Origin of the sequence: Pseudomonas sp. QC2 (assembly GCF_002859085.1) — a bacterium.
Classification (GTDB): domain Bacteria; phylum Pseudomonadota; class Gammaproteobacteria; order Pseudomonadales; family Pseudomonadaceae; genus Aquipseudomonas; species Aquipseudomonas petroselini.
Genome location: NZ_PKKS01000003.1, coordinates 470,551 through 496,087 on the forward strand (window position 1 = coordinate 470,551; position 25,537 = coordinate 496,087).

At 61.5% G+C, this 25,537-nt stretch carries 25 protein-coding genes; 15 read left to right on the plus strand and 10 right to left on the minus strand.

Annotated elements, in window-relative coordinates; translation table 11 throughout:
- Positions 1-43: 43 nt before the first annotated feature.
- Positions 44-541: a hypothetical protein gene (locus QCBJ_RS30295; protein ID WP_163825850.1), complete on the plus strand. Its 498-nt coding sequence runs from the start codon at positions 44-46 to the stop codon at positions 539-541.
- Between the two features lie 48 nt (positions 542-589).
- Here QCBJ_RS30295 and QCBJ_RS03710 read toward each other — a convergent pair whose 3' ends face one another.
- Positions 590-1,216: a helix-turn-helix domain-containing protein gene (locus QCBJ_RS03710; RefSeq protein WP_102060153.1), complete on the minus strand. Its 627-nt coding sequence runs from the start codon at positions 1,214-1,216 to the stop codon at positions 590-592.
- A gap of 5 nt (positions 1,217-1,221) precedes the next feature.
- Positions 1,222-1,380 carry a hypothetical protein gene (locus QCBJ_RS30165; protein WP_012724891.1) on the minus strand — a complete coding sequence of 53 codons (159 nt, stop codon included), beginning with the start codon at positions 1,378-1,380 and terminating at the stop codon, positions 1,222-1,224.
- Positions 1,381-1,603: 223 nt separating this feature from the next.
- Here QCBJ_RS30165 and QCBJ_RS03715 point away from each other — a divergent pair, with 223 nt between their 5' ends.
- The 3 genes from QCBJ_RS03715 to QCBJ_RS03725 all read left to right on the plus strand — a co-directional run bounded on the left by QCBJ_RS03715 (position 1,604) and on the right by QCBJ_RS03725 (position 6,184).
- Complete coding sequence (locus QCBJ_RS03715; protein WP_102060154.1) at positions 1,604-3,721, plus strand: TonB-dependent receptor domain-containing protein; 2,118 nt, start codon at positions 1,604-1,606, stop codon at positions 3,719-3,721.
- 991 nt (positions 3,722-4,712) lie between these two features.
- Entirely contained in the window at positions 4,713-5,255 is a 543-nt protein-coding gene (locus QCBJ_RS03720) for a sigma-70 family RNA polymerase sigma factor (protein ID WP_102060155.1), read from the plus strand.
- The gene (locus QCBJ_RS03725) at positions 5,252-6,184 is read left to right on the plus strand and encodes a FecR family protein (protein ID WP_102060156.1); all 933 of its coding nucleotides are present in this window, start codon (positions 5,252-5,254) and stop codon (positions 6,182-6,184) included. Before QCBJ_RS03720 ends, QCBJ_RS03725 begins: the two co-directional genes overlap by 4 nt.
- Here QCBJ_RS03725 and QCBJ_RS03730 read toward each other — a convergent pair.
- Positions 6,181-7,992 carry a sigma-54-dependent Fis family transcriptional regulator gene (locus tag QCBJ_RS03730; protein WP_012724887.1) on the minus strand — a complete coding sequence of 604 codons (1,812 nt, stop codon included), beginning with the start codon at positions 7,990-7,992 and terminating at the stop codon, positions 6,181-6,183. The two genes, QCBJ_RS03725 and QCBJ_RS03730, sit on opposite strands and share 4 nt — an antisense overlap.
- Positions 7,993-8,253: 261 nt before the next feature.
- Here QCBJ_RS03730 and QCBJ_RS03735 point away from each other — a divergent pair, with 261 nt between their 5' ends.
- From QCBJ_RS03735 to QCBJ_RS03760, 6 genes are read left to right on the plus strand one after another with little or no spacing between them, the layout of a single operon-like run.
- Entirely contained in the window at positions 8,254-9,348 is a 1,095-nt protein-coding gene (locus tag QCBJ_RS03735) for an ABC transporter ATP-binding protein (protein ID WP_012724886.1), read from the plus strand.
- Positions 9,348-10,445 carry an ABC transporter ATP-binding protein gene (locus QCBJ_RS03740; RefSeq protein ID WP_012724885.1) on the plus strand — a complete coding sequence of 366 codons (1,098 nt, stop codon included), beginning with the start codon at positions 9,348-9,350 and terminating at the stop codon, positions 10,443-10,445. Before QCBJ_RS03735 ends, QCBJ_RS03740 begins: the two co-directional genes overlap by 1 nt.
- Positions 10,442-11,308, plus strand: coding sequence for a carbohydrate ABC transporter permease (locus tag QCBJ_RS03745; protein ID WP_025858174.1), 867 nt, complete (start codon positions 10,442-10,444; stop codon positions 11,306-11,308). Before QCBJ_RS03740 ends, QCBJ_RS03745 begins: the two co-directional genes overlap by 4 nt.
- A gap of 10 nt (positions 11,309-11,318) precedes the next feature.
- On the plus strand, positions 11,319-12,119 hold the full coding sequence (locus QCBJ_RS03750) for a carbohydrate ABC transporter permease (protein ID WP_003232361.1): 801 nt from the start codon (positions 11,319-11,321) through the stop codon (positions 12,117-12,119).
- A gap of 10 nt (positions 12,120-12,129) precedes the next feature.
- Positions 12,130-12,402, plus strand: a complete 273-nt coding sequence (locus QCBJ_RS03755; RefSeq protein ID WP_014718862.1) for a DUF2160 domain-containing protein — start codon at positions 12,130-12,132, stop codon at positions 12,400-12,402.
- A gap of 32 nt (positions 12,403-12,434) precedes the next feature.
- Entirely contained in the window at positions 12,435-14,177 is a 1,743-nt protein-coding gene (locus QCBJ_RS03760) for an ABC transporter substrate-binding protein (RefSeq protein WP_012724882.1), read from the plus strand.
- A 211-nt stretch (positions 14,178-14,388) separates the two neighbouring features.
- Here QCBJ_RS03760 and QCBJ_RS03770 read toward each other — a convergent pair whose 3' ends face one another.
- Positions 14,389-14,817: a hypothetical protein gene (locus tag QCBJ_RS03770; protein WP_012724881.1), complete on the minus strand. Its 429-nt coding sequence runs from the start codon at positions 14,815-14,817 to the stop codon at positions 14,389-14,391.
- A 162-nt stretch (positions 14,818-14,979) separates the two neighbouring features.
- Between QCBJ_RS03770 and QCBJ_RS03775 the strand changes: the two genes are divergently transcribed.
- Positions 14,980-15,981, plus strand: a complete 1,002-nt coding sequence (locus QCBJ_RS03775; protein ID WP_102060158.1) for an ABC transporter substrate-binding protein — start codon at positions 14,980-14,982, stop codon at positions 15,979-15,981.
- Between the two features lie 23 nt (positions 15,982-16,004).
- On the opposite strand, the gene QCBJ_RS03780 is transcribed toward QCBJ_RS03775, so the two are convergent.
- Together QCBJ_RS03780 and QCBJ_RS03785 are read right to left on the minus strand one after the other, a co-directional pair.
- Complete coding sequence (locus QCBJ_RS03780; RefSeq protein WP_256581450.1) at positions 16,005-17,144, minus strand: MFS transporter; 1,140 nt, start codon at positions 17,142-17,144, stop codon at positions 16,005-16,007.
- A 325-nt stretch (positions 17,145-17,469) separates the two neighbouring features.
- Positions 17,470-18,258 (minus strand): helix-turn-helix domain-containing protein, encoded by a 789-nt coding sequence (locus tag QCBJ_RS03785; protein ID WP_043205518.1) that lies wholly within the window; start codon positions 18,256-18,258, stop codon positions 17,470-17,472.
- Between the two features lie 86 nt (positions 18,259-18,344).
- On the opposite strand from QCBJ_RS03785, the gene QCBJ_RS03790 reads away from it, so the two are divergent.
- From QCBJ_RS03790 to aqpZ, 4 genes are all read left to right on the plus strand, one after another.
- Entirely contained in the window at positions 18,345-19,343 is a 999-nt protein-coding gene (locus tag QCBJ_RS03790) for a bile acid:sodium symporter family protein (protein WP_012724877.1), read from the plus strand.
- Positions 19,344-19,429: 86 nt separating this feature from the next.
- On the plus strand, positions 19,430-19,792 hold the full coding sequence (locus tag QCBJ_RS03795; protein WP_102060159.1) for a hypothetical protein: 363 nt from the start codon (positions 19,430-19,432) through the stop codon (positions 19,790-19,792).
- Positions 19,793-19,921: 129 nt separating this feature from the next.
- Entirely contained in the window at positions 19,922-21,106 is a 1,185-nt protein-coding gene (locus QCBJ_RS03800; RefSeq protein WP_012724875.1) for a sugar transporter, read from the plus strand.
- 90 nt (positions 21,107-21,196) lie between these two features.
- Positions 21,197-21,910 carry an aquaporin Z gene (aqpZ, locus tag QCBJ_RS03805; RefSeq protein WP_102060160.1) on the plus strand — a complete coding sequence of 238 codons (714 nt, stop codon included), beginning with the start codon at positions 21,197-21,199 and terminating at the stop codon, positions 21,908-21,910.
- A gap of 44 nt (positions 21,911-21,954) precedes the next feature.
- Here aqpZ and tal read toward each other — a convergent pair whose 3' ends face one another.
- The 4 genes from tal to QCBJ_RS03825 all read right to left on the minus strand — a co-directional run bounded on the left by tal (position 21,955) and on the right by QCBJ_RS03825 (position 25,498).
- Entirely contained in the window at positions 21,955-22,878 is a 924-nt protein-coding gene (gene tal / locus QCBJ_RS03810) for a transaldolase (protein ID WP_012724873.1), read from the minus strand.
- Between the two features lie 21 nt (positions 22,879-22,899).
- Positions 22,900-23,853, minus strand: coding sequence for a sugar-binding transcriptional regulator (locus tag QCBJ_RS03815; RefSeq protein WP_012724872.1), 954 nt, complete (start codon positions 23,851-23,853; stop codon positions 22,900-22,902).
- A gap of 62 nt (positions 23,854-23,915) precedes the next feature.
- Positions 23,916-24,716, minus strand: a complete 801-nt coding sequence (locus QCBJ_RS03820) for a glucose 1-dehydrogenase (RefSeq protein ID WP_102060161.1) — start codon at positions 24,714-24,716, stop codon at positions 23,916-23,918.
- 17 nt (positions 24,717-24,733) lie between these two features.
- Entirely contained in the window at positions 24,734-25,498 is a 765-nt protein-coding gene (locus QCBJ_RS03825; protein ID WP_012724870.1) for an SDR family oxidoreductase, read from the minus strand.
- Positions 25,499-25,537: the final 39 nt, after the last annotated feature.

Sequence of the window (25,537 nt, forward strand, 5' to 3'; positions counted from 1 at the left end):
CCCCAGAACTTACTCATTTCCTGTCGATTACGGAGTTTCGAAGATGATGAACGCCATGCAGATGCCGATGAACAGCGCCATGCCAATGATGCCGATGATGGGCATGCCGATGATGATGGCCACCATGAAATGCGAAATGGCTGCGGACGCCATGATGTGCACCATGAAGCCGGCTGCCGGCATGGACATGGCTCAGTTCAAGACCAACGCCGAAATGATGGCGATGATGATGAACTGTGGCATGCCGATGATGATGCAGTGCGCCAACATGTCGATGATGTGCCTGTCGGCCGACGCCATGGCGATGATGACCGGCATGAACATGATGCCCATGATGGGCATGCCGATGCCGATGATGAAGTGTGTGATGGAATGCACCCTGATGGGCGACAGCATGATGTGCAAAATGATGCCGATGCCGGGCATGAGCATGGCCATGATGGAAAACTGCTGCATGCTCATGAACAAAATGATGAACGACTGCGCCATGCCGATGATGATGAGCTGCAACGGCATGCCGATGATGTGCTGCACCTGCTGATAGGTCCCGCACAAAAAAACGCCCCGATTATTCGGGGCGTTTTGCATGTCAATCCAGGCGTTCCGGGTAGGTGATCACCAGAAACGCCACGGCCTCGCTGTCTGCCGGGTTGCGGTAGCGGTGGGGCTGGTCGGCGTAGAACAGGATCGAGTCGCCGGTGGAAAGCAGGTAACGCTCGTCGTTGACGCTGACTTCCAACACGCCTTGGGCCACTACCAGGTTTTCCTGGATGCCGGGGCCGTGGCCTTCGGAAATCTCCTCGCCCAGCGCTCGTAGGCGGATCTCGTAGAACTCGGATTGACGCGCGGTATCGTAGGGGAACAAGGCACGGCTGATAAACCCGCCATCGGCACTGACCAGGCGCTTACTTTGTCGTGCCGGCAGCACTTCCACCCCCTCAAAGGCACGGTCTTCCAGGAACGCCGCCACTGACACCTTCAAGCCCTTGGCAATCTTGCACAGTACCTTGATCGACGGCACGCTGCGCCCGGATTCGATCTGCGCGAGCATCGCCCGGCTCACGCCGCAGACCCGCGCCAATCCATCCAGGGACAAGTGCCGTTTGCTGCGCAAGCGTTGCAGGTTGTGGGCCACGCACAGGCTGATCACATCATCATCAGGGCTGGGCTTGGGCAGCGGTTCAGGCGGTTCGGGGAGCACGTGCAGGAAACTCATCGGCCTTACGCCCGGCGAGTATCGCTGGACGGAGCGGCTTGAGCGGTAAACACCGCCAGCCCGGCACGCGCGGCGTACATCGCCCACATCAACTCGGCTGCTGCACGCGCCTGGCGGCGTTTACGGTGGAGCGTGAAGTCGATGAGGGTGGCGGATGTCTGCATGGGGGTGGTCTCGTGGTACGTGGGTGACTCAGTGGTTCCACAGTAATGCTTGGCGGTTATTTCGTTAAATACTGAGTTTGCATGTGGTAATTCGATTTCGGACTTAGCAAATAATCCACGTCTGACGCTGTTGTGGGAAAGGTCTGGTCCGTTAATAAGGCGTGACCTGGCGGGCGTCCCTGTCTTCCCACCACGTGCCCCCCGAACTCCAAGGACCCGCCCCATGCTGTTGCGCCACCCTCCGTTCCTGTTTGCCGCCCTGACGTTGAGCTCAATGGTGCACGCCGAAGGCCTGCAATTGGCCGCGGTCGAAGTCACCAGCAGCGAAGCCAGCGCCGGCGAAGTGGCCCAGGCGCAGCTCAAGAGCGTGCCCGGTGCGACCAACTACATCGACATGGACAGCGTGCAGCAGGGACGGGTGAGCACCAACGAAGACGTGTTCAAGTACCAGGCCGGGGTGTACGCCAAGGCGGCGAATAACGAAGGGGTGAAACTCTCGATTCGCGGTTCGGGCCTGAACCGCAGTCCGGGTTCCCATGCCTCCGGCTTGTACGAAATGTTCGATGGCCTGCCGCTGACCGGCCCGGGCGGCACGCCCTATGAGCTGAAAGACCCGCTGTGGCAAAGTCGGGTCGAAGTGCTGCGCGGCGCCAACGGTTTCGACCAGGGCGCCCTGGCTCTTGGTGGCGCGGTCAACTATGTGACGCGCACGGGTTACGACGCGCCCAAGCTGCAATTACGCTATGAAGCGGGCAGCAAAGGCTATATGCAGCGCGAGATCAGTTCGGGCCAGGTGCTGGGGGATGCCGATTACTACATCAGCCTCACTGACTCCGAGTCCGACGGCTACCAGCACCAGAGCGCCGGCACCGGCAAAGGTGTAGCGGCCAACTTCGGCTACCGTTTCAACCCGGACCTGGAAACCCGCTTTTATTTCCGCTACCGCGAAACCACCAACGACACCCCCGGCAAACTCACGCGCCACCAGATCAGCCACGACCCGCGCGCGGCCAACAGCCTCAACGCCGCGCGCGATTCCAAGCGCCTGCAACCGGGCTCTACCTGGATCGCCAACAAGACCACGTTGCAGCTGGATGACAATGCCCGGGTCGAAGTCGGGCTCGCCTACCACGACTACCCGATGGACCTGCGCGAAGGCACCAACCGTCTGAAAGTCGCCTACACCGATATCAGCAGTACCTTCAACTACATCCGCCAGGACACGCTGTTCGGTCACGACAGCAACACCACGGTGGGTCTGCGCACCACCCAGGCGATGCCCAACAACGGCGCCTCGGAATATGTGCGTACGCCGGCAGGCAACACGGCAACCTACGCACCCGGCACCAAGACTCGCGACTACAGTTACCTGGGCTCCGATACCGTGTTGCATATCGGCAACGACCTGGAACTGATCCCCGACCTGTGGCTGACCACCGGCCTGGCCGCGATCTACACCCGTCGCGAAACCCAGGTCACCTATCCCGAAGGCCAGGCACCGCTGAGCCAGCATGATTGGGACTACGCGCCGCGTGTCGGCCTGCGTTATGACGTCACCCCGCAACTGCAGGTGTACGGCAACCTGAGCCGTTCGGTCGAACCGCCGCACGCCTGGTCGATGATCTGGGGTTCCAACAAATACTTCCCCGCCGGCAGTGGAGCGGCCACCGGCTTGCAGCGCGAAGGCGTGAGCCTGAAAAACCAGACCGCCACCACCCTGGAAATCGGCGGGCGCGGTGAAGCGTGGCTCGGCCAGTGGGACCTGGCGCTGTACCGTTCGCAAGTGCGCCACGAATTGCTCACCGTGGAAACCCAGGCCCAGACCTCCACCAGCAATGCCATCGTTGCCGAATCCAACGCCAGCCCCACCGTGCACCAGGGCGTGGAACTCAGCCTGCTCAGCCCGTTGTGGGAGGGCGGCCGCAGCGGCCAGCTCGCCCTGCGCCAGGCTTACACCTTCAGCGACTTCCACTACCGTGACGATGACCGCTTTGGCGACAACACCTTGCCGGGCATCCCCAAGCACTACTACCAGGCGCAACTGCGCTACAGCCACCCGACGGGCTTCTACACCAGCCTCAACACCGAGCATTCCTCAAAGGTGGCGGTGGACTACGCCAACTCCTACTACGCTGCGTCCTACACACTCCTCGGCGCCACCTTTGGCTACGACGCGCCCAAGCAGGACTGGCAAGCCTGGGTCGACCTGCGCAACCTGACCAACCGGCGCTACGCCAATACCGTCACACCGGGTTATGACGACAAGGGGCTGGATGTTGCACGCTCCACACCGGCGGATGGCCGTGGCATCTACACCGGCGTGTCCTGGAGCTGGCGCTGACAGTCCCCCGATATCCCCTGTAGGAGATGTCGAGCTTCAGCGAGGCTTCGAAAGCGTTGGCACTGCTGGCAGATGGGCTGGCAGATCCACCGCCATCGGGAGCAAGCCCCCTCCCACAGTAGACCTGAGTCAGCAGGCAGAAAGTGTTCGGCTACAGCTCTACCAAACACCTCCATTCCCTGTGGGAGATGTCGAGCTTCAGCGAGGCTTCGAAAGCGTTGGCACTGCTGGTAGATGGGCTGGCAGACCCACCGCCATCGGGGGCAAGCCCCCTCCCACAGTAGATCTGAGTCAGCAGGCAGAAAGTGTTCGGCTACAGCTCTACCTAACACCCCCATTCCCTGTGGGAGATGTCGAGCTTCAGCGAGGCTTCGAAGGCGGTGGCACTGCTGGTAAATGGGCTGGCAGACCCACCGCCATCGGGGGCAAGCCCCCTCCCACAGTAGACCTGAGTCAGCAGGCAGAAAGTGTTCGGCTACAGCTCTACCTAACACCCCCATTCCCTGTGGGAGATGTCGAGCTTCAGCGAGGCTTCGAAGGCGGTGGCACTGCTGGTAAATGGGCTGGCAGACCCACCGCCATCGGGGGCAAGCCCCCTCCCACAGTAGACCTGAGTCAGCAGGCAGAAAGTGTTCGGCTACAGCTCTACCAAACACCCCCATTCCCTGTGGGAGATGTCGAGCTTCAGCGAGGCTTCGAAGGCGGCGGCACTGCTGGCAGACATGGCGACTGACGCACCGCCATCTGGAGCAAGCCCCCTCCCACAGTAGATCTGAGTCAGCAGGCAGAAAGTGTTCGGCTACAGCTCTACCAAACACCCCCATCCCCTGTGGGAGATGTCGAGCTTCAGCGAGGCTTCGAAAGCGGCGGCACTGCTGGCAGATATATCGACTGACCCACCTCCATCAGCGGTAAGCCCCTTGCCCCCTCTCTGTTTTACTGGCATTGTTCGCGCAATTGGTAACACTTCCCATTTGAGAAATTTTTGCGCATGCATGACATTCCGGCCGCGCTGGGCGACTCCGTCCGGCAGCAGACCCTTACGGCGATGTACAGCGAGCACCACGGCTGGTTGCACGGCTGGCTGCGCAAGAAACTCGGGTGCTCCCAGCATGCCGCCGACCTGGCCCACGACGCGTTCATCCGCGTACTGATGCTGGCCGAACCGCAAAACATCAAGGAACCTCGCGCCTTCCTCGCCACCACGGCAGGGCGGTTGTTGATCGACGGCGCTCGTCGCCGCCGCATCGAAAAAGCCTACATGGAAGCCCTGGTGATCCAGTGCGAAGACGCCGGCATGCCCGACCCAGCCGCGATTCATGTGGCGTTGCAAGCCCTGGAACGCATCGCCGAGATGCTCGCCGGCCTGCCTGCCAAGGCCCGCGAAGCGTTCCTGCTGAGTCGCCTTGATGGCCTGACCTACAGCGAAATCGCCACGCGCCTGGACGTGTCCTCCAGCACCGTCAAAAACTATATCTCCAGCGCCCTGGTGCATTGCTACCACAGCCTGCACCCGGCAGACCCGCTGGTATGAGCACCGAACAGATCATCCAGCAAGCGGCGCAGTGGCTCACCCGCCTGCACGACGAAGACGTCACCGACGCTGACCGCCAGGCGTTCAACGCCTGGTGCCAGGCCGACCCACGTCACACCGTGGCCATCGAACGTATGAGTGCGTTGTGGGGCAGCTTAGATACATTGCCGGCCAAGCCCGCGCGCATTGCCCTAAGCCGTGCATTCACCCCGCACCGCCCGCGTGGCGCACGGGCGGTGGGCTTGCTCGGCGTCGTGCTATGCGGTTGGCTGGGCCTGCAACACCTGCCTATCTGGATGGCCGACCAGCGCACCGGTGTCGGCGAGCGCCGACAGATCGCCCTTGAGGACGGCAGCCAGTTGCAGCTCAACAGCAATTCGGCGGTGGACGTGAAATTCGACGGCCATCAACGCGTGATCGAACTGCTGCAAGGCGAGCTCTGGGTAGACGTGGCGAAGGATGCGCAACGGCCCTTTGTGGTCCGCACAGACCAAGGCACGGCCACTGCACTGGGCACGCGTTATCTGGTCAAACGTGCGGCAGATGGCACCACGGTGGTCACGGTGATCGAGTCCACGGTAGCGGTCAAAGGCGGCGCCACCGATGGGGTCAAGGTCATGGCTGGCCAGCGCTCGGTCCTCGACCACGGCCGCGCCCAGCCACCGCAAGCCATCAACGATGCCGATCCCGACGCCTGGACCCGTGGCCTGCTCAAGGTCAACGACCAACCCCTGAGCGACGTGCTGCAAACCCTCGCCAGTTACCGTCACGGCATGCTGCGCTTTGACCCCCAGGCCCTGCATAACCTGCGGGTTTCCGGCGTGTTCAAGCTCGACGACACAGCAGCGGCACTGTCGTCCCTGGCGGATAACCTGCCGATCCAGGTGGAGTATTTCACCGACCTGCTGGTGGTGGTCAAGCCGCGTTAGTGCTGGCGCAGGCGCTTGTACAGGGTATTGCGGCTTACCCCCAGCTCCCGCGCCAGGTGGGAAATATTCCCGCCGACGGCCTTCAAACGCTGGTTCAGGTCGATGCTGGCATCCAGGTATTCACTGGCAGGCAGCGGCGATTCCACGTTCAAATCCACAAAAAAATCATCCGGCAGATGCTCCGGGCGGATCGGTTGTTCTTCAGCCATCGCCAGCGCGACCTGCAACACGCTGCTCACTTGGCGTAAATTCCCCGGCCACGGATGCTGCTCGAACAGCGCCAGTACCTCAGCGCTCAGGCCCGCCCACTGGGTCGGCTCACGGTGTTGCTGCCACAGTTGCTGGAACAGCGCCCGTTTGTCGGTGCGCTCGCGCAACGGCGGCAGCTCCAGGGTCAGGCCGCCGATGCGGTAGTACAAATCCTCACGAAAACGCCCGGCCTGCACCAGCTCGCGCAGCGCGCGGTTGGTGGCCGAGATGATGCGCAAATCCACCGGGAACAACTCGCTGCTGCCCACCGGCTGCACGCAACGTTCCTGCAGTACCCGCAGCAAGCGGGCCTGGGTAGGCAGCGGCATATCGCCGATCTCGTCGAGAAACAGCGTGCCTTTATCGGCCTTGCGGATCAGGCCGATGCTGCCTTTTTGATTGGCGCCGGTGAACGCGCCTTTTTCGTAGCCGAACAGTTCCGACTCCACCAGCTCGGCCGGAATCGCCGCACAGTTCACCGCGATAAACGCCTTCTGGCTGCGCGAGCTGGCCTGGTGCAGGGCCTTGACGAACACTTCCTTGCCCACGCCGGTTTCACCGTGGATCAGCAGCGGGATGTCCTTCTCCAGCAGGCGTTCAGCCTGGCGCACGGCTTTTTCCACGCGCACATCGCCGAAGTGCAAGGTCTTCAGGCCAATGGAGGCGGGCTTAGGCGGTGTCGGCTCCGTGAACACGCGCGCCTGCACTGGCACCTGCTTGGGTCGCCGCAACAGGCACTGGAACCGATTACGTCCCGCCGCTTGCAGGGAAAAGGGCAGCCCTTCCGGCTGGTTCAACAACTCCAGCAGCGACACCTTGAACAAACTGTCGATCATCACCCGCGACAGGCTGATGCCCAGCAGGTTGTCGGCACGCCGGTTGGCCGACAGCACTTGGCCGCTTTCATCAAAGATCAGCAGGCCGGCCCACTGGCTGTCGAGGTTGCTCAGGCCGGTGTTGAAGGTCAGTTGGAAGTGTTCGCCGCGAAACAGGTTGAGGATCAGCCGGTTCTCCACGGTCTGGCTCATCATCTTGACCATGCCCAGGGTGTGGGAGGGCGGCAGGTAGCTGTCGCTGGACACGTCCAGCACCGCGATGATCTCGCGCTGGGCATCAAAGATCGGCGCCGCCGAGCCGGTCATGAAGCGGTTGGCCTTCAGAAAGTGTTCATCGTGTTCGATATGCACCGCCTGGGCACACGCCAGTGCGGTGCCGATGGCATTGGTGCCGCTGGAGCGTTCTCTCCAGCTGGCGCCGGGGTTGAAGCCACGCGCCAGCTTGGGTTCGATAAACCGCTGGGTGCCCCAACTGGTCAGCACCTGGCCCTGATTGTCGGCCAGCATGATCAGGCAGTTGGAATTGCTGAGGATATTTTCGTAGTAGGGCAGCACTTCCTGGTGCGTGGTCTGCACCAGCGAGTGCTGGCTCTCCAGCAATTGGCTGATGCCCTCGGCGGGGAGCTGGTCGAAGCTGGGCGTGCTCTGGTGGTCCAGGCCAAAGGCGCGACAACGGCGCCAGGATTCCTGGATAAGGGTGTCGTGAGCCAGTGGTTCGGCCATGGGGTGACCTTCGTTTTTATTGTTATGGGGGCTTGCGCAATTGACTGCTGGAAATCATTCCAATGTGGGAGGGGCGATCGTCAGAGTGTTGTTCAGAACTGTTCATTGTCAAGGCCCTGACTGTTCAGTTGTTCAGCCAAATTGTTCACTCCTGAACATCCCATTTACGCCATTTCCTTGCGCATCAAGCACTTGCCGTTTTGGCACGAAACTCGCTCTGACACTTGGCCAGATTCATTCCAATAATAAAAAGGTCGTGTCATGTCATTGACCCTGGAACATGTCTCCCGCGTTGTCGAAGGCCAGACCTGGATCGACGACGCCAACCTGCGTTTCGAAGCCGGTTCCTTCAACGTCTTGCTCGGCCGCACGCTGTCCGGCAAGACCAGCCTGATGCGTCTGATGGCCGGGCTGGACAAGCCCGACAGCGGCCGCATCCTGATGAACGGCGTGGATGTCACGCAAAAGCCGGTGCGCCTGCGCAATGTGTCGATGGTCTATCAGCAGTTCATCAACTACCCGACCATGACCGTGTTCGAGAACATCGCCTCGCCGTTGCGCCAAGCCGGGGTGTCCAACGAGCTGATCCAGAGCAAGGTGCTGGAAACCGCGAAGATGCTGCGCATCGAGAAATTCCTCCAGCGCCACCCGTTGGAACTCTCCGGCGGCCAGCAGCAACGCACGGCCATGGCGCGTGCGCTGGTCAAGGATGCCGAACTGATCCTGTTCGACGAGCCGCTGGTGAACCTGGACTACAAACTGCGCGAAGAGCTGCGTCAGGAAATGCGCGAGCTGTTCGCCGCGCGCCACACCATCGCCATCTACGCCACCACCGAACCCAACGAAGCCCTGGCCCTCGGTGGCACCACCACCATCCTGCACGAAGGCCGGGTGATTCAGAGCGGCAAGGCGGCCGAGGTCTATCACCAGCCGCAGACGGTGCTGGCCGCCGAGCTGTTTTCCGAGCCGCCGATCAACCTGATGCCGGGGCGCATCAGCGGTAACGAAGTGAGCTTCGCCAATTTCGTGCATTTCCCGCTGAACGTCGACCTACGGCCCATTGGCGAAGGCGAATTCCGTTTCGGCGTACGCCCCAGCCACATCAGCCTGGTGCCCAGCAACGACGACGACCTGGAGCTGGCGGTGACGGTGGAAGTCGCCGAGATCAGCGGTTCGGAAACCTTCCTGCATGTGCGCAGCGAACACTTTCTGCTGGTGCTGCACCTGCCGGGCGTGCACGAGTATGACGTCGACGCGCCGATCCGCGTGTATATCCCCACCCATAAACTGTTTGTGTTCGATGGCCAGGGCCGTTTGGTCCAGGCCCCCGGGCGCCGTGTCGCGAGGGTTGCCTGATGGCCGAGATCCATTTGCAGAACCTGGCGCATAGCTACAGCCCTACGCCGAGCGGCCCCGAGGACTACGCCATTCGGGAAATGAACCACGTGTGGGAGCAGGGCGGAGCCTACGCCTTGCTCGGGCCGTCGGGCTGCGGCAAATCGACGTTGCTCAACATCATCTCCGGCCTGCTCAGCCCGTCCGAAGGCCAGGTGTTGTTTGACAGCAAAGTGGTCAACGACCTGACCCCGGAAAAACGCAACATCGCCCAGGTGTTCCAGTTCCCGGTGGTGTACGACACCATGACGGTGTTCGACAACCTGGCGTTCCCGTTGCGTAACCAGGGCATGGCCGAGGCGAAAATTCACAGCAAGGTGCAGGAAATCGCCGAGGTCCTCGACCTGCAAAACCTGCTGAGCAAAAAAGCCCGCAACCTCACCGCCGACGAAAAGCAGAAAGTCTCCATGGGCCGCGGCCTGGTGCGTGACGACGTGTCGGCGATCCTGTTCGATGAACCGCTGACGGTGATCGACCCGCACCTCAAGTGGAAGCTGCGGCGCAAACTCAAGCAGATCCACGAGCAGTTCAACATCACCATGGTCTACGTGACCCACGATCAGTTGGAAGCCTCGACCTTCGCCGACAAGATCGCGGTGATGTACGGCGGCCAGATCGTGCAGTTCGGCACTCCCCGTGACCTGTTCGAACGGCCAAGCCACACCTTTGTCGGGTATTTCATCGGCAGCCCTGGGATGAATCTTATCGACGTGCAGGCCGAGGCGGGCGGGGTGCGGTTTGCTGGCACCCACCTGCCAGTGTCCGAGGCCCTGCAGCAACGCCTGGCCAAAACCGATTACAAGAGATTGCAGGTCGGCATCCGCCCGGAATTCATCCATGTGTGGGACGAGTACAACCCTGACGCCCTGCAGGCCGACGTCTCTCATCTCGAAGACCTCGGCACCTACAAAATCATGACCCTCAACCTCGACGGCGCGCTGCTCAAGGTGCGCCTGGCCGAAGACAAACCCGTGCCTGAAGGCAAGGCCTCCATCAGCTTTCCCGCGCAGTGGCTGATGGTGTACGCCGACGACTACCTGCTGGAGGTGCTGCCATGAACAAGGTGCAGAACAACAAGGCCTGGTGGCTGGTATTGCCGGTGTTCCTGCTGGTGGCGTTCAGTGCGGTGATCCCGATGATGACCGTGGTCAACTACTCGGTGCAGGACATCTTCGACCAGTCCAGCCGCTACTTCGTTGGCGCCGACTGGTACAAGCAGGTGCTGCTTGACCCACGTCTGCATGACTCACTGCTGCGCCAGTTCATCTACTCGGCCTGCGTGTTGCTGATCGAAATCCCGCTGGGCATCGCCATCGCCCTGACCATGCCGACCAAGGGTCGCTGGTCGTCGCTGGTGCTGATCATCCTCGCCATTCCGCTGCTGATTCCGTGGAACGTGGTGGGCACCATCTGGCAGATATTCGGCCGCGCCGATATCGGCTTGCTGGGTTACAGCCTCAATGCCCTGGGCATCAGCTACAACTACGCAGCCAACACCATGGATGCCTGGGTCACCGTGCTGGTGATGGATGTGTGGCACTGGACGTCCCTGGTGGCGCTGCTGTGCTACTCCGGCCTACGGGCGATTCCGGATGTGTACTACCAGGCCGCCCGTATTGATCGTGCCTCAGCGTGGGCGGTGTTCCGACATATCCAGTTGCCGAAGATGAAAAGCGTGCTGCTGATCGCGGTGATGCTGCGGTTCATGGACAGCTTCATGATCTACACCGAACCCTTCGTCCTCACTGGCGGCGGGCCGGGTAACGCCACTACGTTCTTGAGTCAGACCCTGACCCAGATGGCCGTAGGCCAATTCGACCTGGGCCCGGCCGCGGCGTTTTCCCTGGTGTACTTCCTGATCATCCTGTTGGTGTCCTGGCTGTTCTACACCGCCATGACCCACTCCGACGCCAACCGCTGAGGCCGCCAACATGAGCAAGCGCAAGCTAATTCCGTTGCTGATCTACATCCTGTTCCTGCTGGTGCCGATCTACTGGCTGTTGAACATGTCCTTCAAGAGCAACACCGAAATCCTCGGTGGGCTGACGTTGTTTCCGCAGGATTTCACCCTGGCCAACTACAAGGTGATCTTCACCGACCCGAGCTGGTACACCGGTTACCTCAACTCGCTGTACTACGTGAGCCTGAACACGGTGATCTCCCTGAGCGTGGCGCTGCCGGCGGCCTATGCGTTTTCACGCTACCGTTTCCTCGGCGACAAGCACCTGTTCTTCTGGCTGCTGACCAACCGCATGGCGCCACCGGCGGTGTTTCTGCTGCCGTTCTTCCAGCTGTATTCGTCCATCGGCCTGTTCGATACGCACATTGCCGTGGCCCTGGCGCACTGCCTGTTCAACGTGCCGTTGGCGGTGTGGATCCTGGAGGGGTTCATGTCCGGCGTGCCCAAGGAAATCGACGAAACCGCCTACATCGACGGCTACTCGTTTCCTAAGTTTTTCGTGAAGATTTTTATCCCGTTGATCGGCTCCGGCATCGGTGTGACCGCGTTTTTCTGCTTCATGTTCTCTTGGGTCGAACTGCTGCTGGCGCGCACCCTGACCTCGGTCAACGCCAAGCCCATCGCGGCGGTGATGACGCGCACGGTCTCGGCGTCGGGTATCGATTGGGGCGTGCTGGCGGCGGCGGGGGTGTTGACTATCCTTCCCGGCATGCTGGTGATCTGGTTTGTTCGCAACCACGTGGCCAAGGGCTTTGCCCTGGGCCGGGTCTGAGGAGTCGATGATGGAATGGATGGCCTGGACCACCCCCACCGCACTGTTCTTCGGCGGCATAGCCCTGATTCTGGCGGGCATGACCACCTGGGAGCTGCGTTCGCCGAGCATCCCGCGGCGCGGTTTGTTACCGATCAGCACCACCCGTGGTGATCGTTTGTTTATCGGTCTTCTCGGCAGCGCCTACCTGCATTTGCTGGTCATCGGCGTTACCGACTGGAGCATCTGGGTGGCGTCCGCGCTCTCCCTGGTATGGCTGTTGAGTGTGATGCGTTGGGGCTAATGCCCTTATGAATAAACAACCAGGAGGTCTCTATGTTGAATAAAAACAATAAGCTGCGACATAGCATTTCATTGGCCGCCGTACTGGCCCTCAGCGGTTTGAGCGCTTCGGCGTGGGCCGATGCGTATGAAGATGCCGCAAAAAAATGGATCGGCAGCGAGTTCAAACCGTCCACCCTCACGGCTGACCAGCAGCTCGAGGAACTCAAGTGGTTTATCAAGGCCGCCGAACCGTTCCGTGGGATGAAAATCAACGTGGTGTCGGAAACCCTCACCACCCACGAGTACGAATCCAAGGTGCTGGCCAAGGCCTTCAGTGAAATCACCGGGATCAAGCTGACCCACGACCTGCTGCAGGAAGGCGACGTGGTGGAGAAGCTGCAAACCCAGATGCAGTCCGACAAGAATATCTATGACGGCTGGGTCAACGACTCGGACCTGATCGGTACACACTTTCGCTACGGCAAGACCGAATCCATCACCGACCTGATGGCCAATGAAGGCAAGGCCTTCACCTCGCCGACCCTGGATATCAAGGACTTCATCGGCATCTCCTTCACCACCGCGCCGGACGGCAAGATTTACCAACTGCCCGACCAGCAGTTCGCCAACCTCTACTGGTTCCGCGCAGACTGGTTCGAGCGCCCGGAGCTGAAAGCCAAGTTCAAGGAAAAGTACGGCTATGACCTCGGCGTGCCGGTGAACTGGTCGGCCTATGAGGACATTGCCAAGTTCTTCAGCGAAGACGTCAAGGAGATCGACGGCAAGCGTATCTATGGGCACATGGACTACGGCAAGAAAGACCCGTCCCTGGGCTGGCGCTTCACCGATGCGTGGTTCTCCATGGCCGGTGGCGGCGACAAGGGCCTGCCCAATGGTTTGCCTGTGGACGAGTGGGGCATTCGTGTGGAGGACTGTCACCCGGTGGGCTCCAGCGTGACCCGTGGCGGCGACACCAACGGCCCGGCCGCCGTGTTCGCCACCCAGAAATACGTGGATTGGATGAAAGCCTACGCGCCACCGGAAGCGGCGGGCATGACCTTCTCCGAGTCCGGCCCGGTGCCGTCCCAAGGCAACATCGCCCAGCAGATCTTCTGGTACACCGCGTTTACCGCCGACATGACCAAGCCGGGCCTGCCGGTGGTGAACGCCGACGGCACGCCGAAATGGCGCATGGCCCCGTCGCCGGTCGGGCCGTATTGGGAAAAGGGCATGAAGAAGGGCTATCAGGACGTGGGTTCCTGGACCTTCCTCAAATCCACCCCAGAGAAACAGAAACTCGCGGCCTGGCTCTACGCGCAGTTCGTGACCTCGAAAACCGTCTCGCTGAAAAAAACCATCGTCGGCCTGACGCCGATTCGTGAGTCGGACATCAACTCCCAGGCCATGACCGACCTGGCGCCGAAACTCGGTGGTTTGGTGGAGTTCTATCGCAGCCCAGCCCGTGTGGAATGGACCCCGACCGGCACCAACGTGCCGGACTACCCACGCCTGGCGCAACTGTGGTGGAGCAACATCGCCGCAGCAGCGAGCGGCGAGAAAACCCCACAACAAGCGTTGGATAACCTGGCCAAGGAACAGGACGCGATCATGACGCGCCTGGAACGCTCCAAGGTGCAACCGGTCTGCGGCCCGAAAATGAACCCCGAGCGTGATGCGCAATACTGGTTCGACCAACCGGGCGCACCGAAACCGAAACTGGCGAATGAGAAGCCGAAAGGCGAAACCGTGAGCTACAACGACTTGCTTAAGCAGTGGGAGGCCGCACGCAAGTAAACCCAACAGGGTGCACGCTGTACCTGTGGCGAGGGAGCTTGCTCCCGTTGGGCCGCGAAGCGGCCCCAGCTCTTTGTTAAAAAGACTGGGACTGCTGCGCAGTCCAGCGGGAGCAAGCTCCCTCGCCACGTTTTACGGTGTTTTCACTGCCAGAATCTGCGGTGCCGCCTTCCTCGCCATCCGCAACAGCGCCCCTATGGGGTAGTCGGTATTACGCCGCCTGCGGCTGAATCTGCAACTCACCGTCCACGTCCTTGACCAAGCCACTGGCCAAAAACAGCGGTGTCAGGCGTTTATGTAATTGCGGCTCGACAAATTCCTTCACCGTATCCAGCGCCAGCACACCGCTCAGCGGCAGCTCGGCCTTGGTGTACGACAACCAGGCTTTCTTCAACACCTGCAACACATCACTGCCCGCCGTGGTGGCGAAGCGGCGCTGGGTGGGCTTGCCGTCGAAGGTGAAGCTGTGTTGGAACGCATAGCCGCTTTCATCGCCGTTACCGGTGGTGCAGCGGATGCAGGTGCACGGGCCGTCGCCGAATGCGCTGCGCAGGTAGGTGTTGAAGTCCACCACGGGCTTGAGTGACAGGCGTTTATCAACCTCGAACAGGTCCCCGGTCATTTTTTCGTCAGTGTTCAACGTCCATTTCCTCGCTGGTTCGGCAGTTTTTCAAAGCGCGGCACAATAGCAGCCAGGCGCTTGTTTGTGGGCCATTTGCATAACAATAGATCCCGATATTCTTTTCCAGTCTTAAAAAACGTCGCTAGGCTCCATCACCTTCTTAAAACGCGGCAGACTCCCATGACTTTCAAGCGCTCCTCCCTGACCCTGATGGCGGCTGCGACAGCCTTGATCAGTATCGGCGCCCAGGCCGAAGGCAAGATCAGCATCGCCCAGCAATTCGGTATCGGCTACCTGATCCTCGATGTGGTGCGCGACCAGCACCTGATCGAAAAGCACGGCAAGGAGCAGGGCCTGGACATCCAGGTGGAGTGGAACAGCATTTCCGGCGCCACCGCAATGAACGAATCGCTGCTGGCCGGTGCGCTCGACGTAGTCTCCGCCGGTGTGCCGCCGATGCTGACGCTGTGGGACCGCACCAAGGGCAAGCAGAACGTCAAGGCCATCGCCTCCCTGGGCTCGATGCCCAACTACCTGTTGACCAACAATCCCAACGTCAAGACCCTCAAGGACTTCAGCGAAAAAGACCGTATCGCCGTGCCCGCCGCCGGTGTGGGGTTCCAGTCGCGCACCTTGCAGATCGAGACCGCCAAGCAGTTCGGCGATGCCAATTACAAGAAGTTCGACGACATCTCCATCAGCCTGGCGCACCCCGACGCGACCGCTGCCTTGATTGCCGGTGGCTCGGAGATCAACGCGCACTTCTCCAGCCCGCCGTTCCAGTACCGGGAATTGCTCAATCCGAATGTGCACAAGGTGTTGAGTTCCTACGACATCCTCGGTGGCCAGGCGACGTTCAACGTGCTGTACACCACGCAGAAATTCCACGACGAGAACCCCAAGACCTACAAAGCGTTCTATGACGCGCTGGCCGAAGCCGAGAAGATCATCAAGGCCGACAAGCCCGCCGCCGCCAAGGCGTATATCCGCGTAGAGCAGTCGAAGCTGCCATTGGACCTGGTGGAGAAGATCGTCCAGGACCCGGAGATTGACTTCACCATCGTGCCGCAGCGTACCTACATCTACGCCGAGAAATTGCAGGAACTGGGTGTGTTGAAAAACAAAGCCGCGAGTTGGAAGGATTACTTCTTCGAAGAGGCGCATGGCGGCAACGGCAGCTGAGGTTGCCTGGTTAAAGTGAGGGCTCAGTAAGCGGTCGTTCTGCTTGGACGCCTGGCCGCGCCGCGATAGAAGGTCAGAATCGCCAGCAGTTGAACGGTGACGGCCACCATCACCACGGCAACGATCGCCTCTTCCGGGTCGGCAAGGGCAGCGCGTACAAGGCCGAAGCAGGCAGGTGCGAAAGCGTAGATTGCCTGGCTGAGGGCAACCATCAGCGCAATGACCTTCGCGGTATTCTCGTGGCTGAACTCGGTCTGCGCGATTAGCGGTGGGAGCGATGTGGCATTGCCGATCCCGGAACCGATCAGTACGACGGCTATCCAGGCGGCCGCAGGGTGCAAATGCAGGCCAAGCAACATCAAGGTGCCCAGCAACTGAACCCCATAAGCCAGACAAGCCAAATGGCGACGATTGATGTCTTGGGTCATCCAGTGCGCGGCGATGTATCGCCCGCCCATGGCGCTGGCGGTGGCCAAGCCCATGGCGAATGAGGCAGGGCGGGCGCCCAGGTATACGACCAGGATCGAATACAGATGGGCAATCAATCCAATCTGTGCAAACAGACCAAGGGACATGCCGGCGGCCAGCGTGCGGAATTGTGCTGATCGGAATGTCTGCGCGGTCGTCCAGGGGATGGCGGGGGCATGGAGCGGCGGTGCTGGCGGCGCGGCGAGATTGTCTGGTTGCTGTCCCATGCTCTGCGGCGTTTTGCCAAACACCCACAAAGCAAACCCGGCAGTCAGCGTAATGGTTGCCAGGGTGATTACCAGGGCCGCGATGGCAAAGCCGAACCGCTCGATCAACAGTACCCACAGCGGTGAGAAGATCACGCCACCCAGGCTGGCACCGTTGTAGGCCTTGCCCAGCGCCTTCGGCCTCCCTTTGATGTACCAGGGCGCGATCAGCGTGTTGACGGCCGCAGCGCCCAAGGTCACCCAGCCGATACCCGAGCACATGGCGCCGAAATACAACACCCACAGCGCGTCGGCTTGAGCCCAGATATTGACCCCGATGCCCAGGATCAGGCTCCCCAGCCAAGTAACCGCGGGCACACCCCAACGCCCGTACAGCCGCGGCAGATTGGCGATGACCAGGGTGCCGCTGAGAAAATGCAGTGTCACCGCCGCTGAAACTTGGGTAATCGGCCACCCGGTGCGATCCATGACGGCCTGCATATAAATCGGCGGGCCGTAGAACCCGACGCCCCAACAATGATTGCCAGCACGAACGTACACCTGAGTACGGTCTGGCCAAAAAAACGTGTGTTATTCATCGGCATCTCTCCTGGGTTGGCGTGTAGAGTATTCTGCCGATATCGCTGTCACTTCGAGGAGCATCGAACAATGGATGTTGAGTCATCCGAATGGGTGGCTGACGCGAACGCTCGATTCGCGCGCGCTGACAGTGACTGCCAAAGGGCGCAGGCGCTTGGCCAACGTTTTTGATATCCAGTGCGGTGACCGCGGCCAACGTCCTGTACGGGGATGGTCAGCGGAAAAACTCACCGGGTGTGGCCTCGAACTGTTGCCGAAACGCATTGATAAACGCCGACGTCGATTCATAACCACACCCCAGCGCCACGTCCGTCACCCGCTCGCCTTGCTCCAGGGCGGGCAGGGCGCTCAATAACCGCAGGCGCTGGCGCCAGGCACGAAAGGTCAGCCCGGTATCACTCAAGAACAACCGGCTGAGTGTCTTCTCACTCACCCCCAGCTTCTGGCTCCATTGCCCCAACGTGGTCTGCTGCTCCGGGTGCAGGTTCAGGCTGCGATAGATCTGCCGCAAGCGCGGGTCCAGGGGCAACGGCAACATCAAGTCGATTTGCGCCGCCGCCGCCAACTGATCCAGCAGCACCTGGGCCAAGCGTCCATCCGGGCCGTCCTCGGCATATTCCACCGGCACTGCGCTGAAGCTGCGGATCAACTCGCGCAGCAAACTGCTCACCTCCAACACATGGCAGCGCTGCGTCGCCCACGTGGTGACGCTGCAATCCAGGTACAGGCTGCGCATTTCGGTATGCGGCGAACTGAACACCCGGTGCGGCACTCCCGCCGGAATCCACACTGCACGCTGGGGCGGCGCGACGAAGCGGCCGACGCTGGTCTGGATCTCCAGCACCCCGGAAATCGCGTAGGACAATTGCACCCACGGATGGCTGTGCCGGCGGGTCAGCGCACGATTAGGCAAGGATTCAGTGCGCCCATACACCGGCCGTGGCAGGCTGGAAAGCCCGGGCACGCTGCGGCGGACGGTCTTGTCATGTCCTTTAGGCGGCATTTGTTGGCTCATTGGCGTTAGTCGGTAACAGGTCGTTACGTTAGAGTCGCGATGACGCTCTTGGCAACCCCCGGAAGATCCTGCTTATGACTCGCCCCCGTTTTCTGCCCGACAACTTCACCCTGACGCTGATCGCCACGGTGATCCTCGCCTCCCTGCTGCCCGCCAGCGGCCAGACCGCCGTGGCATTCGGCTGGGTGACCAACCTGGCCATCGCGCTGCTGTTTTTCCTGCACGGCGCCAAGCTGTCGCGCCAGGCTATCGTCGCCGGCGCCGGCCACTGGCGCCTGCACCTGCTGGTGTTCAGCCTGACCTTTGTGCTCTTCCCGCTGCTGGGCCTGGCGCTCAAGCCGGTGTTGTCGCCGCTGATCGGCAAAGACCTGTACATGGGCATGCTCTACCTCTGCGCCTTGCCGGCCACGGTGCAATCGGCAATTGCCTTCACGTCGCTGGCGCGGGGCAATATCCCGGCGGCGATTTGCAGTGCGGCGGCGTCCAGCCTGTTCGGCATCTTCCTCACGCCGCTGCTGGTGACCCTGCTGCTCAACGTGCACGGCGAGGGTGGCTCGACCGTCGACGCGATCCTGAAAATCAGCGTGCAACTGCTGCTGCCGTTCATCGCCGGGCAGATCGCCCGCCGTTGGATCGGCGAGTGGGTGGGGCGCAATAAATCCTGGCTGAAGTTCGTCGACCAAGGCTCGATCCTGCTGGTGGTGTACGGCGCGTTCAGCGAGGCGGTCAACGAAGGCATCTGGCACCAGATCCCGTTGTGGGAACTTGGCGGCCTGGTGGTGGCGTGCTGCGTGTTGCTGGCCTTGGTGTTGGTGGCCTCCACGGTGCTGGGCAAGGCTTTTGGTTTTAACCAGGAAGACCGCATCACCATTTTGTTCTGCGGTTCGAAGAAGAGCCTGGCCACCGGTGTGCCGATGGCCCAGGTGCTGTTCGCCGGGGCGACCATGGGGGTGCTGATCCTGCCATTGATGCTGTTTCACCAGATCCAGTTGATGGTCTGCGCGGCGTTGGCCCAGCGTTATGCCAAGCGACCGGAGAGCATTCCAGAGCTGATGGGGCAGGTGGATCCTTGATCAATGTCGCAGCCGTTACCGAATAACCTCAAGTAAATGCTCGGCCAGACGACTTAGTGGGTAAGCGCCCAGTCAGGAGTGTCGCGATGAGCAGTAAAGGTATTTCGATGTTTACCAGCCTGCTGTGCCTATGGGCGGGGGTAAGCGATGCGGCGCAAACCGTGGGGCAGGGCACGATTGAATTCAGGGGCAGTATTGTTGAGCCGGGGTGTGCGACAAATGCGCGCAGCGGCTCCGTCGTGGAGTTGAAAGGCTGCGTCCAGGCCAACCGCGGCAGTCGCCTGGAGGTGCGCGAGATGGCGCCGGTTGCCAGTGTCAACGCAGCCCATGTGCGGCTGGTGGCGGACAGCGTCAGCGGGCGTTACTACGACCAACAGTATGTGCTGGTGGATGGCGCCGGTAAGCGGGTTCAGTCGGGTAACTACGTGATCACGCTGACGTTGCTTTGAGCCCTCGGGCGACGATCCGCATCAACAGCGGGGCCAGAAACCTATAGAATACTCGGCGGCGGCGCTTGTCCCGGGTGGCCGCTTGATCACCGCCCCCGCGTCATCACCGCCAGAGTACCGCGCCGTTCAATGAGCATTTCAGCCGCAACGCCCCAAGCCAATTGGCAACCGGTCATCGCTCTCGCGTTGGCCGCGTTTGTATTCAACACCACTGAATTCGTGCCCGTCGGGCTGCTCAGCGCCATCGGCGCCAGCTTCGACATGCCGGTGTCCAGCGTCGGGCTGATGCTCACCATCTACGCCTGGATCGTGTCCCTGACCTCGTTGCCGGTGATGCTGCTGACCCGTAACGTCGAACGGCGCAAGCTGCTGATCGTGTTGTTCTGCATGTTTATCGTCAGTCACATCCTCTCCAGCGTCGCCACCAGCTTCGGGCTGCTGATGGTCAGCCGTATCGGCATTGCCTTGTCCCACGCCTTGTTCTGGTCAATTACCGCGTCCCTGGCGGTACGCCTGGCGCCGGAAGGCAAGCAGGTGCAAGCCCTCGGCCTGTTGGCCACCGGCACCTCCCTGGCGATGGTCCTGGGTATTCCGCTCGGCCGCCTGCTGGGCGAAGCCATGGGCTGGCGCACCACCTTCCTGGTCATCGGCGCCTTTGCCGCCGCACTGGTGTTCTGGCTGGCGCGCACCTTGCCGTTGTTGCCGAGCCAGAACTCCGGTTCCCTGCGCAGCCTGCCGCTGCTGTTCAAGCGCCCGGCGCTGGTGGCGTTGTATGTGCTCACCGCCATGACCGTCACCGCGCAATTCACCGCCTACAGCTACATCGAACCCTTCGTCGAGGGTGTGGCCGGCATGAGCGGCAGCGCCGTGACCCTGATCCTGCTGGTGTTCGGCGGCGCTGGCATCATCGGCTCGTTGCTGTTCAGCCTGGTGCACCGCTTCAACCCCCACCTGTTCGTGGTGGGCGCCGTGTTTATCCTGGCCGCGTGCCTGGCGCTGATGCTGCCGTTGAGCGGCGCCGAGTCGTACCTGGTGACCCTGAGCATTTTCTGGGGCATGGCAATCATGGGCTTCGGCCTGGCCATGCAATCCAAGGTGCTGGTGCTGGCGCCGGATGCCACCGACGTGGCCATGGCGATGTTCTCCGGCATCTACAACATCGGCATCGGCGGCGGCGCCCTGATGGGCAGCTGGGTCGGCAGCCAGTTCGGCTTCGCCTGGATCGGCGCAGCGGGCGGTTTGCTGGCAGCGGTGGCGTTGATTGGGTATTGCCTGGCGATCAGGAAATTTGGCCAGGGCGTTGTAAACGGTTGATACAGGATAAGTCTTACACAACATTTTGATACCCATTGCTACCGTCGCCCGCGACCGCCCACTTCCCGTGGCGACGGCACTTGAACAGCAATGGAGTCGATTGTGCAAAAGCGTTTGACCGCAGAGTTTATCGGTACGTTCTGGCTGACGTTCGGCGGCTGTGGCAGCGCCATCCTGGCGGCTGCATTCCCGGGTTTGGGTATTGGTTTTGTCGGTGTTTCGCTGGCGTTTGGTCTCACTGTCCTGACCATGGCCTATGCGGTAGGCGGTATTTCCGGTGGGCATTTCAACCCGGCAGTGACCATTGGCCTGTGGGCGGGGCGGCGCATTGACGGCGCAGACGTGCTGCCGTACATCGCGGCGCAGGTCTGCGGCGCGATAGTGGCCGCAGCGGCGTTGTACTTGATCGCCACCGGGCAGCCTGACTTCGCGGTGGGTGGTTTTGCCGCCAACGGTTACGGCCCATTGAGCCCTGGGCTCTTCGACGTGAAGGCCGCGTTGCTGGCCGAGCTGATCGCCACGTTTTTCTTCGTATTCATCATCATGCGCGTGACCGCACCGGGCGCGGTGCCGGGCTTTGCACCGATCGCCATCGGCCTGGCGCTGACCTTGATCCACTTGGTGCTGATCCCGGTGACCAATACGTCGGTGAACCCCGCTCGTAGCACCGGGCCGGCGTTGTTTGCCGGTGGGGAGTACATTGCGCAGCTCTGGATGTTCTGGCTGGCGCCGGTGGTGGGTGGGGTGATGGGCGCCTGGGCGGCGCGGTCGTTGGGTGACGGCGACAAACCAACGCCCGCCTGACGATCATCGGCGGGCGCTCGGGATTGATCGGGGCAGGGCGGGGCTTACAGTGCCGCGAGGACCGCCTCGAGTTTTTCCTGGTCGCGGGCAAACTGGCGAATGCCTTCAGCCAGTTTTTCGGTGGCCATCGCGTCTTCATTGGAACCCCAGCGAAACTGCGCTTCGGTGAGGGTCTGGCGCGACTCGCCGGCCGCCCCCGGATTCAATTGACGTTCCAGCAGTCCCTGGTCTTCATCGAGCTTTTGCAGCAGCTCGGGGCTGATGGTCAGGCGATCACAGCCCGCCAGTTGCTCGATCTGGCTCAGGGTGCGGAAGCTGGCGCCCATGACCACGGTCTTGATGGCGTTGGCTTTGTAGTAGTTGTAGATCCGCGTCACGGACTGCACGCCTGGGTCTTCGGCGCCGGTGTAATCGAGGCCGGTGTTCTTGCGGTACCAGTCATAGATGCGGCCTACGAACGGCGAAATCAGGAACACCCCGGCGTCGGCGCAGGCGGCGGCCTGGACGAACGAAAACAGCAGGGTCAGGTTGGTCTGGATGCCGGCCTTTTCCAGGCGTTCGGCGGTGCGGATGCCTTCCCAGGTGGAGGCCAGTTTGATCAGCACGCGGTCGCGGCCGACGCCGGCCTGGTCGTACAACGCGATCAACTGGTTGGCCTTGGCCCACAGCGCGTCTTCGTCGAAGGACAGCCGCGCATCGACTTCGGTGGAGATGCGCCCCGGAATCACTTTAAGAATGCCGCAGCCCACCGACACCGCAAAGCGATCACAGGCCAGGTCCACATCACCCTTGGACAGGCTCACCGCACTGCGCAGCAGTTCGGCGTACTCCGGGATGGCGGCGGCCTTGAGCAGCAGGGACGGGTTGGTGGTGGCATCCACCGGGCGCAGGCGGCTGATGGCTTCCAGGTCGCCGGTGTCGCAGACCACGGTGGTGAATTGCTTGAGTTGTTCGAGCTTGGACGTCATGAGCGGCGGTCTCCAAAAAAGTTATTGGTTAAGGGCCTGTGCGGTGTCCAGGTCGGTGATCAGGATGTCCAGGTAGCCGCCCGTGAGCGCGCCACGAATGGCCTGGACCTTGTTCAACCCACCGGCCAGGCCAAGCACACGGTGGATGGCGCGCAGCTTGGGCAGCGCCACTGACACGACAAATTCTTCATCTTCCTCCAACACCGGTTTGCCCTGGGCATCGAAGTAGCGCAGGCAGATATCGCCCACCGCGCCGCGTTCGGCGAGCAGGCGCAGCATGTCCTCGGTGTAGTAGTTACCGCTGTTGCGCAGCAGTTGCGAGGGCTCCAGGTCGCCGATGCCAACAATCGCCAGGGTGATGCTGTCAAAGCGCTGCAGCACTTCCTTGACCTCTTCCATCTGCACGATGCGCTGCTTGCTCTGCACCGATTGCTCGATGCTCTGCGACGGCAGCAAAAACGCCGGGCAGTTGAGCAGGGTCGCCAGGCGCTGGGTGAGCAAGGTGGCTTCAAACGCCCCCTTGTGGCCGACGCCGCCCAACAGTTGTACCACCTCCTGGGCGGCCTGTTTGCCGGGTTGCGCATGCAAGTGGCCAACCATGGCGCGAATGGTGCTGCTCCATGACGAAATACCGATATGGTCCTGGGGCGACAGACTGGTTTCCAGGTAGTGGGCGGCAGCCGAACCGATGGCCTGCTTGATGCTCTCGTCATTGCCGGGCTCGGTGGCTTCCACCACGATCACCCGGCGTACGCCGTAGCGGCGCTGCAATTGGGTTTCCAGTTCCAGGTGCAGGCCTTGCAGGCGCATCACCGTGATCTTCACCACGCCTTCCTGCAGCGCCCGGCGCAGGGCGCGGCTGATAAAGGATTGGGACAGGTCCAGTTGCGCGGAAATCTCGGACTGCTTGAGCCCTTCTTCGTAATAGAGGCTCGCGATCTTGGTGATCAGGCGCTGTTCTTCGATCTGGCTCATGAAGGCCTCAGGGCTCTTTATAGTAAAAGGCATGACACAATGGCCGTGAGGATACCAAACCCTTACGACATGATCAGGCCGCCGTCGATATTGATCGCCTGGCCGGTCAGGTACGCCGCATCGTCCGAGGCGAGAAACGCCACCAATCCCGCCACATCCGAGGGTTTGCCGGCGCGGCGCAGAGGAATGTTCTTGACCCATTCAGCCATCAATTCACCCTTGCCGTAGCGTTTCTCGTCGGTGCTGAGGATCTCGCCCCATACCCGGTCGTTGTAGTCCCACATCTCGCTCTCGATGATGCCGGGGCAGAACGCATTCACCGTGATGTTATGCCGCGCCAGCTCCAGCGCCAGGCTCTGGGTGATACCGATCACGCCCATCTTGCTCGCGGCGTAGTGCGGCGTGTAGATGAACCCCTGGCGGCCCTGGCCGGAAGAGGTGTTGATCAGCCGGCCGCTGCCTTGTTTGACCATGTACTTGGCCGCCTCCCGGCAGCCCAGCCAGACGCCGGTGGTGTTGACCTGCAGCACCTTGTCGAAATCGGCGCGGGGCATCTTGTCGTAATGGTCGATGGTGATGATGCCGGCGTTCTGCACCGACACGTCGATGCTGCCAAAGCGCGCGTGACCTTCGCGGTAGAGCTTTTCGATGTCGTCTTCACGGGTGACGTCGATGGCCAGGGCGAGGGTGTCTACTTTGTATTCCTGGGCCAGTTGGTCGGCAGTGAAGGTCACGCGCTCCAGGTCATTGGAGGCCAGGACCAGGTTGGCGCCTTCCTGGGCGAAGCGCTCGGCAATGCCGGCGCCGATGCCCCGGCAGGCGCCGGTGATCACCACAGTTTTACCGCTGAATCGTTGCGACATGACAAGGGTTCCCATGGTTACCAGCACACAAAGCCGCCATCGACCAACAGGTCGACACCGGTGCAGAAAGACGAGGCCTGGCTGACCAGGAAAATCGCCGGGCCGACCATTTCTTCGACGCTGGCCATGCGGCCCATGGGCGTGGTCTGTTCAAAAATCTTCACCTGGTCGGCGACTTCCGGGCGCGAATTCATTGGCGTGGCGGTGTAGCCGGGGCTGATGCAATTGACCCGCAAGCCCTTGTCGGCCCATTCCATCGCCAGGCTTTTGCTCAGGTGAATCACGCCGGCCTTGGAGGTGTTGTAGTGCGCTTGGAGCAAGCCACGGTTGACGATGCTGCCGGACATCGAGGCGATATTGACGATGGCGCCTTTGCCTCGGGGCAACATCACCGCCGCCTGGGCCTGGCAACTGAGGAAGATGCCGGTGAGGTTGATGTCCAGGGTGGTTTGCCAGCGTTGCAGTTCGAGGTCTTCGGCGGCCTGGGCATTGGCGATGCCGGCGCAGTTGACCGCGACGCTCAATGCGCCGAGTTCGGATTCGGTGCGCGCGACCGCGGCATCCAGCGCGGCGCGTTCGGTGACGGTGCCGCTCAAGGCCAGGGCGCGACGACCGAGGGCCTGGATGCGTTCGACGGTGCTGGCGATGCCGGGGCTGCCTGGTAGATCGAAGCAGGCTACGTCAGCGCCGGCTTCGGCCAGCCCGACGGCAATCGCTTGGCCAATGCCGCTGCCGGCGCCGGTGACAAAGGCCACTTGGCCCTGAAGACTGAAAAGTTGCATGAATCACTCCATTCTTGAAATCACAGTGGATCCCCTGTG

What these genes read in the sequence shown, in the direction of transcription:
- QCBJ_RS03785 (WP_043205518.1), bottom strand. Translation starts at nt 18,258, where the DNA reads ATGCCGCCTAAAGGACATGACAAGACCGTCCGCCGCAGCGTGCCCGGG.
- QCBJ_RS03800 (WP_012724875.1), top strand. Translation starts at nt 19,922, where the DNA reads ATGAGCATTTCAGCCGCAACGCCCCAAGCCAATTGGCAACCGGTCATC.
- QCBJ_RS03715 (WP_102060154.1), top strand. Translation starts at nt 1,604, where the DNA reads ATGCTGTTGCGCCACCCTCCGTTCCTGTTTGCCGCCCTGACGTTGAGC.
- QCBJ_RS03735 (WP_012724886.1), top strand. Translation starts at nt 8,254, where the DNA reads ATGTCATTGACCCTGGAACATGTCTCCCGCGTTGTCGAAGGCCAGACC.
- QCBJ_RS03820 (WP_102060161.1), bottom strand. Translation starts at nt 24,716, where the DNA reads ATGTCGCAACGATTCAGCGGTAAAACTGTGGTGATCACCGGCGCCTGC.
- QCBJ_RS03825 (WP_012724870.1), bottom strand. Translation starts at nt 25,498, where the DNA reads ATGCAACTTTTCAGTCTTCAGGGCCAAGTGGCCTTTGTCACCGGCGCC.
- tal (WP_012724873.1), bottom strand. Translation starts at nt 22,878, where the DNA reads ATGACGTCCAAGCTCGAACAACTCAAGCAATTCACCACCGTGGTCTGC.
- QCBJ_RS30295 (WP_163825850.1), top strand. Translation starts at nt 44, where the DNA reads ATGATGAACGCCATGCAGATGCCGATGAACAGCGCCATGCCAATGATG.
- QCBJ_RS03760 (WP_012724882.1), top strand. Translation starts at nt 12,435, where the DNA reads ATGTTGAATAAAAACAATAAGCTGCGACATAGCATTTCATTGGCCGCC.
- QCBJ_RS03725 (WP_102060156.1), top strand. Translation starts at nt 5,252, where the DNA reads ATGAGCACCGAACAGATCATCCAGCAAGCGGCGCAGTGGCTCACCCGC.
- QCBJ_RS03790 (WP_012724877.1), top strand. Translation starts at nt 18,345, where the DNA reads ATGACTCGCCCCCGTTTTCTGCCCGACAACTTCACCCTGACGCTGATC.
- aqpZ (WP_102060160.1), top strand. Translation starts at nt 21,197, where the DNA reads ATGGAGTCGATTGTGCAAAAGCGTTTGACCGCAGAGTTTATCGGTACG.
- QCBJ_RS03745 (WP_025858174.1), top strand. Translation starts at nt 10,442, where the DNA reads ATGAACAAGGTGCAGAACAACAAGGCCTGGTGGCTGGTATTGCCGGTG.
- QCBJ_RS03815 (WP_012724872.1), bottom strand. Translation starts at nt 23,853, where the DNA reads ATGAGCCAGATCGAAGAACAGCGCCTGATCACCAAGATCGCGAGCCTC.
- QCBJ_RS03710 (WP_102060153.1), bottom strand. Translation starts at nt 1,216, where the DNA reads ATGAGTTTCCTGCACGTGCTCCCCGAACCGCCTGAACCGCTGCCCAAG.
- QCBJ_RS03730 (WP_012724887.1), bottom strand. Translation starts at nt 7,992, where the DNA reads ATGGCCGAACCACTGGCTCACGACACCCTTATCCAGGAATCCTGGCGC.
- QCBJ_RS03755 (WP_014718862.1), top strand. Translation starts at nt 12,130, where the DNA reads ATGGAATGGATGGCCTGGACCACCCCCACCGCACTGTTCTTCGGCGGC.
- QCBJ_RS03750 (WP_003232361.1), top strand. Translation starts at nt 11,319, where the DNA reads ATGAGCAAGCGCAAGCTAATTCCGTTGCTGATCTACATCCTGTTCCTG.
- QCBJ_RS03795 (WP_102060159.1), top strand. Translation starts at nt 19,430, where the DNA reads ATGAGCAGTAAAGGTATTTCGATGTTTACCAGCCTGCTGTGCCTATGG.
- QCBJ_RS03720 (WP_102060155.1), top strand. Translation starts at nt 4,713, where the DNA reads ATGCATGACATTCCGGCCGCGCTGGGCGACTCCGTCCGGCAGCAGACC.
- QCBJ_RS03775 (WP_102060158.1), top strand. Translation starts at nt 14,980, where the DNA reads ATGACTTTCAAGCGCTCCTCCCTGACCCTGATGGCGGCTGCGACAGCC.
- QCBJ_RS03780 (WP_256581450.1), bottom strand. Translation starts at nt 17,144, where the DNA reads ATGGATCGCACCGGGTGGCCGATTACCCAAGTTTCAGCGGCGGTGACA.
- QCBJ_RS30165 (WP_012724891.1), bottom strand. Translation starts at nt 1,380, where the DNA reads ATGCAGACATCCGCCACCCTCATCGACTTCACGCTCCACCGTAAACGC.
- QCBJ_RS03740 (WP_012724885.1), top strand. Translation starts at nt 9,348, where the DNA reads ATGGCCGAGATCCATTTGCAGAACCTGGCGCATAGCTACAGCCCTACG.